General features: G+C 69.0%; 11 protein-coding genes. 5 read left to right on the forward strand and 6 right to left on the reverse strand.

Features of this window, described 5'->3' with window-relative positions; translation table 11 throughout:
* Window positions 1-1,499: TonB-dependent siderophore receptor (locus ABTU92_RS25475; RefSeq protein ID WP_408094409.1), on the forward strand; the 1,499-nt coding region annotated here is incomplete at its 5' end.
* Window positions 1,500-1,726: 227 nt separating this feature from the next.
* Here the strand turns inward: ABTU92_RS25475 and paaZ are convergent.
* Entirely contained in the window at window positions 1,727-3,835 is a 2,109-nt protein-coding gene (gene paaZ, locus ABTU92_RS25480) for a phenylacetic acid degradation bifunctional protein PaaZ (protein ID WP_408094410.1), read from the reverse strand.
* Window positions 3,836-3,998: 163 nt separating this feature from the next.
* Between paaZ and paaG the strand changes: the two genes are divergently transcribed.
* The 3 genes from paaG (at window position 3,999) to paaK (ending at window position 6,674) form a co-directional block, all read left to right on the forward strand.
* Complete coding sequence (gene paaG, locus ABTU92_RS25485) at window positions 3,999-4,778, forward strand: 2-(1,2-epoxy-1,2-dihydrophenyl)acetyl-CoA isomerase PaaG (protein ID WP_408094411.1); 780 nt, start codon at window positions 3,999-4,001, stop codon at window positions 4,776-4,778.
* Window positions 4,779-4,840: 62 nt separating this feature from the next.
* The gene (gene paaI, locus ABTU92_RS25490; protein WP_111356397.1) at window positions 4,841-5,254 is read left to right on the forward strand and encodes a hydroxyphenylacetyl-CoA thioesterase PaaI; all 414 of its coding nucleotides are present in this window, start codon (window positions 4,841-4,843) and stop codon (window positions 5,252-5,254) included.
* A gap of 88 nt (window positions 5,255-5,342) precedes the next feature.
* Complete coding sequence (gene paaK / locus ABTU92_RS25495; RefSeq protein ID WP_408094412.1) at window positions 5,343-6,674, forward strand: phenylacetate--CoA ligase PaaK; 1,332 nt, start codon at window positions 5,343-5,345, stop codon at window positions 6,672-6,674.
* Window positions 6,675-6,946: 272 nt separating this feature from the next.
* Here paaK and paaE read toward each other — a convergent pair whose 3' ends face one another.
* The 5 genes from paaE to paaA form a co-directional block, all read right to left on the reverse strand.
* Window positions 6,947-7,999 (reverse strand): 1,2-phenylacetyl-CoA epoxidase subunit PaaE, encoded by a 1,053-nt coding sequence (gene paaE, locus ABTU92_RS25500; protein ID WP_408094418.1) that lies wholly within the window; start codon window positions 7,997-7,999, stop codon window positions 6,947-6,949.
* Between the two features lie 259 nt (window positions 8,000-8,258).
* Window positions 8,259-8,759 (reverse strand): 1,2-phenylacetyl-CoA epoxidase subunit PaaD, encoded by a 501-nt coding sequence (gene paaD, locus ABTU92_RS25505; RefSeq protein ID WP_408094413.1) that lies wholly within the window; start codon window positions 8,757-8,759, stop codon window positions 8,259-8,261.
* Window positions 8,756-9,526, reverse strand: a complete 771-nt coding sequence (gene paaC / locus ABTU92_RS25510) for a 1,2-phenylacetyl-CoA epoxidase subunit PaaC (RefSeq protein ID WP_408094414.1) — start codon at window positions 9,524-9,526, stop codon at window positions 8,756-8,758. The genes paaD and paaC overlap by 4 nt, the downstream gene beginning before the upstream one ends.
* 197 nt (window positions 9,527-9,723) lie before the next feature.
* Entirely contained in the window at window positions 9,724-10,041 is a 318-nt protein-coding gene (gene paaB / locus ABTU92_RS25515) for a 1,2-phenylacetyl-CoA epoxidase subunit PaaB (protein ID WP_408094415.1), read from the reverse strand.
* A 147-nt stretch (window positions 10,042-10,188) separates the two neighbouring features.
* Window positions 10,189-11,181, reverse strand: a complete 993-nt coding sequence (paaA, locus tag ABTU92_RS25520; protein ID WP_408094416.1) for a 1,2-phenylacetyl-CoA epoxidase subunit PaaA — start codon at window positions 11,179-11,181, stop codon at window positions 10,189-10,191.
* A gap of 295 nt (window positions 11,182-11,476) precedes the next feature.
* Between paaA and ABTU92_RS25525 the strand changes: the two genes are divergently transcribed.
* Window positions 11,477-12,080, forward strand: a 604-nt coding sequence (locus tag ABTU92_RS25525; RefSeq protein ID WP_408094417.1) for a TetR/AcrR family transcriptional regulator, incomplete at its 3' end; no start/stop codon positions are given.

Here is a 12,080-nt window from a genome sequence, read left to right on the forward strand (position 1 = left end):
ATGATCGGATTCCGCTCTATGTCGCGCCGGCCCTCACCTGGGCGCCGAGCCAGTGGACCAGCCTGACGCTGCTGACGAGCTATCAGAAGTCGAAGAAGGGCGGCTCCGAGCAGAGCCTGCCGATGGACAACACCATCTTCGACAAGGGTCCGAAGATCCCGTCGAGCCTGTTCCTGGGCGTGCCCGGCATGACGCTGTGGAAGACCGAGAACGCCTCGATCGGCTACGCGTTCGAGCACGCCTTCGACAACATCTGGAGGTTCACCCAGAACTTCCGCTACACGCACGCGAAGGTCGACTACGTCTCGGGCTGGATCTGGGACTGGCCGACAGCGCTGGTGAACAACCGCTACGCCAATATCGGCGTGCAGGTGCGGCCGAAGGACTCCGACGCCGTGCTGGTCGACAACACCATGAAGGGCGAGTTCGCCACCGGGCCGTTCGTCCACAAGGTGCTGTTCGGTATCGACTACAACTATTATCGTTATCACGAGACGCGCACCAACTCGACCAACTTCGTCACCATCGACATCTTCAATCCGGTCTACGACGCCTCCGGCCTGACGCTCGGAACGCCCTGGGTGAACGAGTCGCAGGCGTTTCATCAGCTCGGCTTCTATGCCCAGGACCAGATCAAGCTGGATCGTTGGATCGTCTCGCTCGGCGGACGCCACGACGCCGTGAACAGCGAGACGCTCGACCGCCTCTCCGGCACGACGACCAAGACGGAGGCCAGCGCCTTCACGGGTCGCGCCGGGCTCGGCTATCTGTTCGACAATGGCGTTGCGCCCTATGTGAGCTATTCGACCTCGTTCAACCCGGTCGTCGGCACCGATTTCTACGGCAGTCCCTTCAAGCCGACCACGGGCGAGCAGTACGAAGCGGGCGTCAAGTATCAGCCGGTCGGCATCAACGGCATGATCACGGCCTCGGTGTTCCAGATCACCCAGCAGAACGTGACGACGGCCGATCCGAATCATCTGTTCTTCTCGGTCCAGGACGGCGAGGTCCGCTCGCGCGGCTTCGAGCTGGAGGGCAAGATCGAGCCGCTGAAGGGCTTCAACGTCGTCGCCGGCTACTCCTACACGGACGCGCGCGTCACGCAGGACAATCCCGAGACGGTCGGCGGCTTCAGCAAGGTCGGGCTGCGCCAGGCCGCGGTGCCGTATCACAAGGCGTCGCTGTGGCTCGACTACCGGTTTCAGGAGCCGGCCCTGCAGGGCGTCAAGGTCGGCGCCGGCGTGCGCTACATCGGCGCCTCGATGGCGCCGATGGACACGGCGACCGGCACCCAGGTCGAGGTTCCGGGCTACACACTGCTCGACGCCTCGGTGTCGTGGGATCTCGGCGCCCGCTTCGCCGAGCTGAAGGGCGTGACGGCGTCGATCACCGGCACCAACCTCACCGACGAGACCTATTTCACGCCTGGCTTCTACTCGAACACGGTCTTTTACGGCAATCGCCGCAGCGTGATCGGGACCTTGAGCTACAAGTGGTGAGGGGTCGACTCGCCGACCTCGCGCTGTTGCGAAGGTCGCTGCCTTACCCTCTCCCATTGGGAGAGGGTCGGACGTGCGCGTCAGCGTGCGTCCGGGGTGAGGGGGTCCGGCGCCGGCGTGGACACCCCCTCACCCGCAGTTCGCGCGAATGCGCGAACTGCGACCTCTCCCCGCCGGGGAGAGGTGAAGGGAGGCATGCTCCCGCGCCTCGTGACCTGCTCGTCTGATCACGCCGCCGCTGCGCTGCTCGCGGCGCCGCGCCGCGCGCTCATCGTCAGGAGATCGTAGCGCGCGACCGTCTCACCGTCCTGATTGAACACCTCGACGTCCCAGCGCACCTCGCCGTATTCGGGCTTACGGGCCGGCCGCTTCTCCTTGACGGTGAGCCGCACCTTGATGGCGTCGCCGGGCGACACCGGCTTGAGGAAGCGCAGATTGTCGAGGCCGTAGTTCGCCAGCAACGGACCGGGGGCCGGATCGACGAACAGGCCGGCCGCGAACGACAGGATCAGATAGCCGTGGGCGACGCGGCCGGGGAAGAACGGGTTCGCCTTGGCCGCGGCCTCGTCCATGTGGGCATAGAAGGCGTCGCCCGTGAAGTCGGCGAAGTGCTCGATGTCGGCGATCGTGATTCTTCGCGAATCCGTCTCGACGGAATCGCCGATCGTCAGCGCGTCGTAATCACGCCGGAATGGATGCACCTCGGCCACTGGCGCCGGCGCGCCCTTCAGCCAGCGTCGCGTCAGGGCGGCGAGGCGGGCCGGCGACCCCTGCAGGGCGGTGCGCTGCATGTAGTGGAAGACCCCGCGAAGACCGCCCATCTCCTCGCCGCCGCCGGCGCGCCCCGGTCCGCCGTGCACGAGGCCGGGCAGCGGCGAGCCGTGCCCGGTCGACTCCTTGGCGCAGTCGCGGTCGACGATCAGCACGCGGCCGTGAAACGGCGCCAGCCCGAACACCAGCGCGTCGGCGACCTGATCGTCGTGCGTGAACACCGAGGCGACCAGGCTGCCCTCGCCCTTGGCGACGATCGCCACCGCGTCGTCGAGCGTGTCGTAGGGCATCACGGTCGCGACCGGCCCGAACGGCTCGATGGTGTGGACCCGCCGTGCCGCGAGCGGATCCGCACAGGCGAGCAGCACCGGCGCCATGAAGGCGCCGGTGGCCATGTCGCCGCCGATCGGCGCCGCGACGAGCGGATCGCCGGCGACGATCTCGGCCTCGGCGATCAGGTCGGCCACCGCCTCGCGCACTGCGGCGCGCTGCGACAGCGAGGCGAGCGGGCCCATGCGCACCTCCTCGCGCCGCGGGTCGCCCACCGTGATCTTCTCGAGCTGCGTCTTGATCGCTTCCGTCACGGCCGACTGCGAGGCACGCGGCACCACGACGCGGCGGATCGCCGTGCACTTCTGGCCGGCCTTCACGGTCATCTCGCGGACGACCTCCTTCACGAAGAGGTCGAGCTCCGGTGTGCCCGGCACGGCGTCCGGCCCGAGCACGGCGGCGTTGAGCGAATCCCGCTCGGCGATGAAGCGCACGGCGTTGCGGCCGATCACCGGATGGTTGCGCAGGCGATCCGAGGTGTCGGCCGAGCCCGTGAAGGAGACGACGTCCTGGCCGTCGAGATGGTCGAGCAGATCGCCGGCCGATCCGCAGACGAACTGCAGGGCGCCCTTCGGCAGCAGGTTCGCCTCGACGATGAGCTTCACCACGGCCGCGGCCACGTAGGCCGTCGCGGTGGCCGGCTTGGTGATCACCGGAACGCCGGCCAGGATCGCCGGCGCGAGCTTCTCCAGCATGCCCCAGCACGGGAAGTTGAAGGCGTTGATGTGGACGGCGACGCCGTTCAGCGGGGTCATCACGTGCAGCCCCATGAACGTCCCGCCGCGCGACAGGGCCTCGGTGTCGCCCTCGATCACGAAACGCTCGGCCGGCAGCTCGCGGCGGCCGCGAGATGCGTAGGCGTAAAGCGTGCCGATGCCGCCGTCGATGTCGAAGAAGTTGTCGCGCTTGGTCGCGCCGGTGTCTGCGGAGAGCGCATTGAGCTGCTCCTTGCGCTCCGACAGAAACGTCGCCAGCGCCTTCAGCCGGTCGGCGCGCTCGTGGAACGTCAGCGCCCGCAGCGCCGGCCCGCCGACCGCGCGCGCATGCCGCACCGCGGCGCCGAAGTCGATGCCGTCGCTCGAGGCATACGCCACGACGCGACCGTCGATCGCGCTCCTGATCTCGGCCAGCCCGCGCGCGGGCGTCACCCAGCGGTCCTGCACGAAGCTCTGCAGGGTCGGCGGTGTGGTCGCGAGAGTCGGTGCGGGCGTCGTCGCAGGTGTCGTTGCGGTCATGACGGGCGTCCTCCTGCCGGGCTGCGGCGTTGTCTCGTTCGGGACGCTCCGGTACGCCCTTGCAGAACGTTGACACCGGCGCCCCGTGCGCTATCTTGGTCCGAAGATTAACCGATCGGTCGGTTAATTCAAGGGCCGGCAGAGCCCGACAAGGGAGACTTTCGTGGAGCCTTCGGTTCTCGTCGACCGACGCGACGGATGGGTGCGGCTCGTGCTCAACCGGCCCGACCGTCTGAACGCCTTCAACGAGGAGATGCACAGGCGCCTCGCCGCCGCGCTCGACGACGCAGGCGCCGACGAGGCGTGCCGCGCCGTGCTGCTCACCGGCGCCGGCCGCGGCTTCTGCGCCGGCCAGGATCTTTCCGATCGCGTCGGCCCGGCCGATCTCGGCGCCACCATCGACGCCTTCTACAATCCGCTGGTGCGCCGCATCCGGGCGCTGAAGAAGCCCGTCGTCTGCGCCGTCAACGGCGTCGCGGCCGGCGCCGGCGCCAACATCGCGCTCGCCTGCGACATCGTGCTCGCGGCGCGCTCGGCGAGGTTCATCCAGGCCTTCTCCAAGATCGGTCTGGTTCCGGACTCCGGCGGCACCTTCTTCCTGCCGCGGCTGATCGGCGAGGCGCGCGCTCGCGCGCTGGCGATGCTGGCCGAGCCGTTGCCGGCCGAGACGGCCGAAGCGTGGGGCCTGATCTGGAAGGTGCTCGACGACGACGCGCTGGCGACCGAGGCGGAAAAGCTCGTCGCCCATCTCGCCACCCAGCCGACGGTCGGGCTCGCGCTGACCAAGCAGGCCTTCGCGGCCTCCGCGACCAACGATCTCGACGCGCAGCTCGATCTCGAGCGTGACCTGCAGCGCAAGGCGGGCGGCACGCCCGACTATGCCGAAGGCGTGCGCGCCTTCCTCGACAAGCGTGCGCCGCGCTTCACCGGGAGGTCGTCGTGACCGCCGCCGTGGTTCCCGTGACCCGCACGGCCGAGGAGACGGCGCGGCTCGCCGCCGACACCATGTGGGCCGGCGATGCGGCCTGCCAGAATCTCGGCATCGAGATCCTCGCCGTCGGCCCCGGCACTGCGACGCTCGCGATGAGCGTCAGGGACACGATGGTGAACGGCCACGACACGGCGCATGGCGGCTACATCTTCGCGCTCGCCGACACGGCCTTCGCCTATGCCTGCAACTCCTACGGGCTCGTGACGGTCGCGGCCCAGTGCAGCATCACGTTCATCCGTCCGGGCCGTCGGGGCGGGCGGCTGATCGCCGAGGCGCGCGAGGTGTCGCGCGCCGGCCGCAACGGCATCTACGACGTGCGTGTCTCGTCCGACGGCGTCGTCATCGCCGAGTTCCGCGGCCATTCGCGCACCATCGGCGGCTCGTTCATCGACGGCGGCGAGGCGGCCGCGGAGGCGCCGTCGGCCTGAGAGGACACGAGAGGTGCCGATGCAGCGTGCCGCGCAGCATCGGGCGACGACCAAGCAACAAACAAACACCAGTGGAGGAACGATGACCATGGCTCCCCCGGTTGCCGCTTTCGGCCGCAGCATCGTCGACGGCCTCGACGCCGCCGAGCGCGCCTCGCGCGACGCCATCCAGTCGCTCCAGCGCGAGCGCCTCGCCTGGTCGCTCCGCCATGCCTACGAGAACGTGCCGTTCTATCGCAGGAAGTTCGAGGAGGCCGGCCTCCACCCGTCGGATTTCCGCGATCTCTCCGATCTCGCCAAGTTCCCCTTCACGATGAAAACGGATCTGCGGGACAACTACCCGTTCGGTCTCTTCGCGGTGCCACGTGAAAAGCTCGCGAGAATTCACGGCTCGTCCGGCACGACCGGAAAGCCGATCGTGGTCGGCTACACGCAGGCCGACGTCGACATGTGGGCGGACGTGATGGCGCGCTCGATCCGCGCCGCCGGCGTGCGCCCCGGCATGATGGTGCACGTCGCCTACGGCTACGGCCTCTTCACAGGCGGGCTCGGCGCGCATTACGGCGCCGAGCGGCTCGGCTGCACCGTCATCCCGATGTCGGGCGGCATGACCGAGCGGCAGGTGCAGCTCATCCACGATTTTCAGCCCGACGCCATCATGGTGACGCCGAGCTACATGCTCACGATCCTGGACGGCTTCGCCAAGGCCGGCCTCGACCCGCGCGCGTCGTCGCTGAAGTTCGGCATCTTCGGCGCAGAGCCGTGGACCAACGCGATGCGCGAGGAGATCGAGAAGGCGTTCGGGCTCGACGCCACCGACATCTACGGGCTCTCCGAGGTGATCGGCCCCGGCGTCGCCCAGGAGTGCGTCGAGACCAAGGACGGCCTCCACATCTGGGAGGATCACTTCTATCCGGAGATCATCGATCCCGTCACGGGCGAGGTGCTGCCGGACGGCGAGAAGGGCGAGCTCGTCTTCACGTCGCTCACCAAGGAGGCGTTCCCGATCGTGCGCTACCGCACCCGCGATCTGACGCGGCTGATGCCCGGCACGGCGCGGCCCGGCATGCGCCGCATGGAAAAGGTGACGGGCCGCTCCGACGACATGATCAACCTGCGCGGCGTCAACGTCTTCCCGACCCAGATCGAGGAGATCCTGCTCGCCACCGACTTCTGCTCCGGCCATTATCAGATCGAGCTGACCCGCGAGGGCCGGCTCGACGAGATGACCGTGCATGCCGAGGTGCGCGAGGATCGTGCCGGCGCGGTCGATCGCGAGACGCGCGAGAAGGAGCTGGTGCGCCACATCAAGAATCTGATCGGCGTGACGACCCGGCTCGTGCTCCATCCGCCCGGCGGCGTCGAGCGCACCGTGGTCGGCAAGGCCAAGCGCATCGTCGACAACCGCCCGAAGGGGTAGGGGGCGGGACGCGACCCGGGGCGGGTCACGGAGTGAATTGCGGCGCCGGCGTCCCCTCTCCCCGCGTGCGGGGAGAGGGTGGCTCGCCGTGGAGCGGCGAGTCGGGTGAGGGGACGTCGCCACGAGTCTCGGCTTCGGGGATAGGCCCCCTCACCCGACGTCCGCGCTGACCGCGCGAACGTCGACCTCTTTGGCGCGGCAAGAGCCGCGCCCCCGCGCGGCGGGGAGAGGTGTAGCGGGCGCGCCGCGTTCGCTGCACTGACGAGCGGCGTTCACACCTGATCGTAGTCGATCACCACGGTGGCCGAGGTCGGGCGCGCCTGGCAGGTGAGCACGTACCCGGCCTTCAGCTCCCACGGTTCCAGCGCGTAGTTCACCGCCATCTCGACCGTGCCCTCGACCACCTTGGCCCGGCAGGTCGAGCACATCCCGCCCTTGCAGGCGAAGGGAAGGTCGAGGCCGGCGCGCAACGCCGCGTCGACGATCGCCTCGCCCTCGGCCACCGGCACCTCGCGGCGCTTGCCGTCGACGATCAGCGACGCCATGTGGGCGGGCGGCGCGTCGAGCGCGACCGGCACCGGCGGCCGCGGTCGGCCGCCGAGCGCCGAGACGAAACGCTCGACATGGATGCGGTCCTCCGGGATGCCGAGCCCGTGCAGCGTCGGCACCAGCTCCTCGATCATCGCGGTCGGGCCACAGACGAAGGCGTGGTCGATCACGGCGGCCGGCACCACGCTGCCGAGCAGACGCCGCACCTTGTCGCCGTCGAGCCGGCCGTTGAGGATGTCGAGGTCCTGCTCCTCCTGGCTCAGCACGTGGAACAGCGACAGCCGGCCCAGATAGCGATCCTTCAGCTCCTCGAGCTCTTCCAGGAACAGCATGCCGGCGGTCGAGCGGTTGCCGTAGAACAGGAAGAAGCGGCTGTCCGGCTCGCGCGCCAGCACGCCGCGCAGGATCGAGATCACCGGCGTGATGCCGGAGCCCGCCGCGAAGGCGACGTGCACGCGGCCGTTGCCCGGCGTGTGGGAGAGGCCGAAGCGGCCCGTGGGCGTCATCACGTCGAGCGTGTCGCCGGGCTTCAGGCTGTCGTTGATCCAGCAGGAGAGGAGGCCGTTCGACACCCGCTTCACCGCGACGCGCAGCTCGCCGTCGTCGGGTCCGGCGCAGATCGAGTAGGAGCGCCGCACCTCCTCGCCGTCGATCGTGGTGCGCAGCGTCAGATACTGGCCGGGCTCGAACCGATAGTCCGCGGCGAGATGCGCCGGCACGGCGAACGCGACCGACACGGCGTCCGGCGTCTCCCGCCGCACCTCGGCGACGGTCAGCGCATGGAAGCGGGGGACGTGTGTTCCGACGGAGCCGTCCTCACCTCTCCCCGCGTGCGGGGAGAGGTCGACATTCGCGCGTCCAGCGCGGATGTCGGGTGAGGGGGCGTCTCGTGGATACGGAGACGCCCCCTCACCCGTCTCGCCGCTGCGCAGCGAGCCACCCTCTCCCCGCGCGCGGGGAGAGGGAACGCCGGCGCTGTGCTCGGCACCCGAAATCGAAGGCGATGTCGGCGTCAGGATCGTCATGCCCCTCACCTCAATGACACTTGAAATAGTCGAACGGCTCGCGGCAGGCGTTGCAGCGCCACAAGGCTTTGCAGGCCGTGGAGCCGAACTCGGCGATGGCGGCCGTGTCGGTCGCGCCGCACTGCGGGCAGGCGACGTGCTCGACGCCGAACAGCGCGCGGCGGCCGGCGCCCTTCTGGGGCGGCGCGATGCCGTAGTCCTTCAGCTTGGCGCGACCCGCGTCGGTCATCCAGTCGGTGGTCCAGGCCGGCGACAGCACGGTCTTCACGGTCGGCCGCCCGAGCCCGGCCTTCTCCAGCGCGATCTCGATCTCCAGCGCGATGGTGGTCATGGCCGGGCAGCCGCAATAGGTCGGCGTGATGTCCACCTCGATGCCGGTGTCGTTCACGCGCACGTCGCGCAGCACGCCGAGATCCGCGATGGTCAGCACCGGGATTTCTGGATCCGCCACCGCCCCGGCGATCCGCCACGCAGTTTCGCGCAAGGCTGCGGGATCGGGCGACGGGTTCACCAGGTCGCTCCCGGGATCGTGCGCTGCATGTATTGCAGGTCGGTGAGCAGATGGCCGAGATGTTCGCTGTGCCGGCCGCCGCGCCCGCCGCTCTGCATCCAGGCGTCCTGCGGCATCTTCAGCGTGGCGCGGTCGAGGATCTCGGCCAGCGTGCTCCGCCAACCGTCGCGTAGCGTCGCGGGGTCCACCGCGACGCCGGACGTGATCATCTCGCGCTCGATCTCGTCGCTGAAAAAAAGCTCGCCCGTGAACGGCCAGAGCTGCGCCAGCGCGTGCTCGGTGCGGCGCCGGCTCTCCTCGGTGCCGTCGCCGAGCCGCACCACCCATTCGGCCGAATGGCGCAGGTGATAGGCCATCTCCTTCTCGGCCTTGGCCGCGATGGCGGCGAGCGTCGGGTCGCTCGAGCGCATCATGGCGCGCCAGTACGGGTCGGCGAAGGCGGCGTAGAGGAGCTGGCGCACCATCGTCATGGCGAAGTCGCCGTTCGGCTGCTCGACCAGCAACAGATTGCGATAGGCGCGCTCGTCGCGCCGATACGCGAAGGCGTCCTCGTCGTGACCCTGCGCCTCGGCCTCGCCCGCATAGGTGTAGAGCGCGCGCGCCTGGCCGATCAGGTCCAGCCCCATGTTGGCGAGCGCCATCTCCTCTTCCATCATGGGCGCCTTGCCGCACCACTCGGACAGCCGATGCCCGAGTACCAGCGCATCGTCGGCGCGGCGCAGCACATAGGTGACGAGCGGAGTCTCGGTGACGCGGATGCTGGTCATGGGCGGGGTCCGGCCGTGTTTCGCTTGGTGTCGGAATGCGGCGGTGTGGCTCGCCGCGGCCTGCTCTCTCCCCCCTTGTGGGGGAGAGGTGGAGAGGGGGGTGAGCCTCGCGGCACGATGCTGGCGCTGTTACCCCCCTCCCTGTCCCTCCCCCACAAGGGGGGAGGGAACGCAGGAGCCGCGACTCTGGAGCAAGCTCACATGTGCCCGACCTCGTCGGGGATCTCGTAGAAGGTCGGGTGGCGATAGACCTTCGAGGCGGTGGGCTCGAACATCATGCCCTTCTCGGCCGGGTCGGACGCCGTGATGGCGGCCGACGGCACGACCCAGATCGACAGGCCTTCGCCGCGCCGCGTGTAGAGATCGCGTGCCGCCTGCAGGGCCAGCGTCGCGTCGGCGGCGTGCAGCGAGCCGACATGCTTGTGGGCGAGGCCGTTGCGGGCCCGGATGAACACCTCCCACAGCGGGATCTTCGGCTCGGGTTTCGTCGGCTCGGGCGCGGCGGGGTCTGTCACGGCGGGCTCCTCGGGCGTTTCCTGATCTTGTTTGTTCGGTCATTCCGGAAGCCGACCGAAGGTCGGCTTCCGGAATCCATAACCCCGGTCGGTGGGTATGGATTCCGGGCTCGCCGCTGCGCGGCGCCCCGGAATGACGGAGTTCTGCTACGCGGCCGCTCTGTGGCGGCTCTTCTCTTTCTCGGCGAACGCGCGGGCGGCTTCTCGCACCCAGGCGCCGTCCTCCTCGGTCTGCCGGCGGCGCTCCATGCGCTGGGCGTTGCAGGGGCCGTTGCCGGCGATCACCTGCTTGAACTCCTCCCAGTCGATCGCGCCGTGCTGCCAGTGGCCGCTCGCCTCGTCGAACCTCAGCTCCGGATCCGGGACCTCGAGGCCGAGGAAATGCGCCTGTGGCACCGTCGCATCGATGAACTTCTGCCGAAGCTCGTCGTTGGTGAACCGCTTGATCTTCCACTTCGTCGACGCGTCGGTGTGTTGGCTCGCGCTGTCGGGCGGGCCGAACATCATCAGGCACGGCCACCACCAGCGGTTCAGCGCGTCCTGCGCCATTTCCTTCTGGGCCGCGTTTCCGCGGCATAGGGTCAGCATGATCTCGTAGCCCTGCCGCTGGTGGAACGACTCCTCCTTGCAGACCCGGATCATGGCGCGCGCATACGGCCCGTAGCTGCAGCGGCACAGCGGGATCTGATTCATGATCGCGGCGCCGTCGACGAGCCAGCCGATCGCCCCGATGTCGGCCCAGGTGAGCGTCGGGTAGTTGAAGATCGAGGAGTACTTGGCCTTGCCGGCGAGCAGCTGGTCGACCATCTCCTCGCGCGCCACGCCGAGCGTCTCGGCGGCGGCGTAGAGATAGAGCCCGTGGCCGCACTCGTCCTGCACCTTGGCGAGCAGCGCGGCCTTGCGGCGCAGCGACGGCGCCCGCGTGATCCAGTTGCCTTCCGGCTGCATGCCGATGATCTCGGAATGGGCGTGCTGGGAGATCTGGCGCACCAGAGTCTTGCGATACGCCTCCGGCATCCAGTCGTTCGGCTCGATGCGCTCCTCGGCGTCGATGCGCGCCTGGAAGGCGTTGAGCTTGTCGGCGTCCTCGATCCGGCGGTCGGCGGCGTCGGGGGTCTGAGCGAGGCCCTGCGTGTACATGCGCGTTCTCCCGGGTGTCTCGAGGTTGGCCCTCGTCGTCGTTGAGAAAATGATATGTAACAGAAATGGTGACCGCAACGGCATTTCGTAACATGATCGCGAGGGGCGGCCCGCCGACGCGCGCTTCCGGTGCTGTTCTACGGCGTTCGCCCGCGAGCCGAACGCGGGGCGCCGCCGGGCAAGCGCTTGGCCGGACTATTGATCGACCATCCGGTTAATGTATTTTCGACCGAGCCGCCGAAGCGACCTGCGCCGCCGGCCGCGACAATCGACCGCAGGGGAGGGGATCGCCGGAATGGCTCGCACACGCGCCCAGGACTACGACGCCAAGCGCGGGGCGATCCTGCATCGCGCCGCCGAGCTGTTCGCCCGCCACGGCTATTCGGGCACCTCGATCACCATGATCGCGGAGGCCTGCGGCATGTCCAAGGCGCTGCTCTATCACTACTATCCGGACAAGGAGGCGGTCCTCTTCGACATCCTGTCGGCGCATCTCGCGGTGCTGATCGCCGCGGTCGAGAAGGCGGCGGCCGAGAGCGCGGGCGCGCCGCCGGAGGAGCGGCTCTACGCCATCGCGGCGGCGCTGCTGGACGAGTATCGCGACGCCGACGCCGAGCATCAGGTGCAGATCGCCAATCTGAAGCTCCTGCCGCAGGACAAGCAGGATCAGCTCCGCGCCATGGAGCGCACGCTGGTCGGCCATTTCTCCGATGCCATTGCGGCGGCCGTGCCGTCGATCGGCCACGGGCCGTTGCTCAAGCCGCTCACCATGTCGCTGTTCGGCATGCTGAACTGGCACTATCTCTGGTTCCGGCCCGGCAAGGGGCTGAGCCGCGAGGATTATGCGCGCCTCGTCACGCGGCTGCTCGCCAGCGGCGCCGAGGCGGCGGCCGAGGCGG

The organism is Rhodoplanes sp. SY1 (assembly GCF_046000175.1).
Taxonomy (GTDB): domain Bacteria; phylum Pseudomonadota; class Alphaproteobacteria; order Rhizobiales; family Xanthobacteraceae; genus Rhodoplanes.

Excerpts from the sequence above, each read along its gene's own strand:
- paaI (WP_111356397.1), top strand. The coding sequence starts at position 4,841 with ATGTGGGCCGGCGATGCGGCCTGCCAGAATCTCGGCATCGAGATCCTC.
- paaZ (WP_408094410.1), bottom strand. The coding sequence starts at position 3,835 with ATGACCGCAACGACACCTGCGACGACGCCCGCACCGACTCTCGCGACC.
- paaC (WP_408094414.1), bottom strand. The coding sequence starts at position 9,526 with ATGACCAGCATCCGCGTCACCGAGACTCCGCTCGTCACCTATGTGCTG.
- paaK (WP_408094412.1), top strand. The coding sequence starts at position 5,343 with ATGGCTCCCCCGGTTGCCGCTTTCGGCCGCAGCATCGTCGACGGCCTC.
- paaA (WP_408094416.1), bottom strand. The coding sequence starts at position 11,181 with ATGTACACGCAGGGCCTCGCTCAGACCCCCGACGCCGCCGACCGCCGG.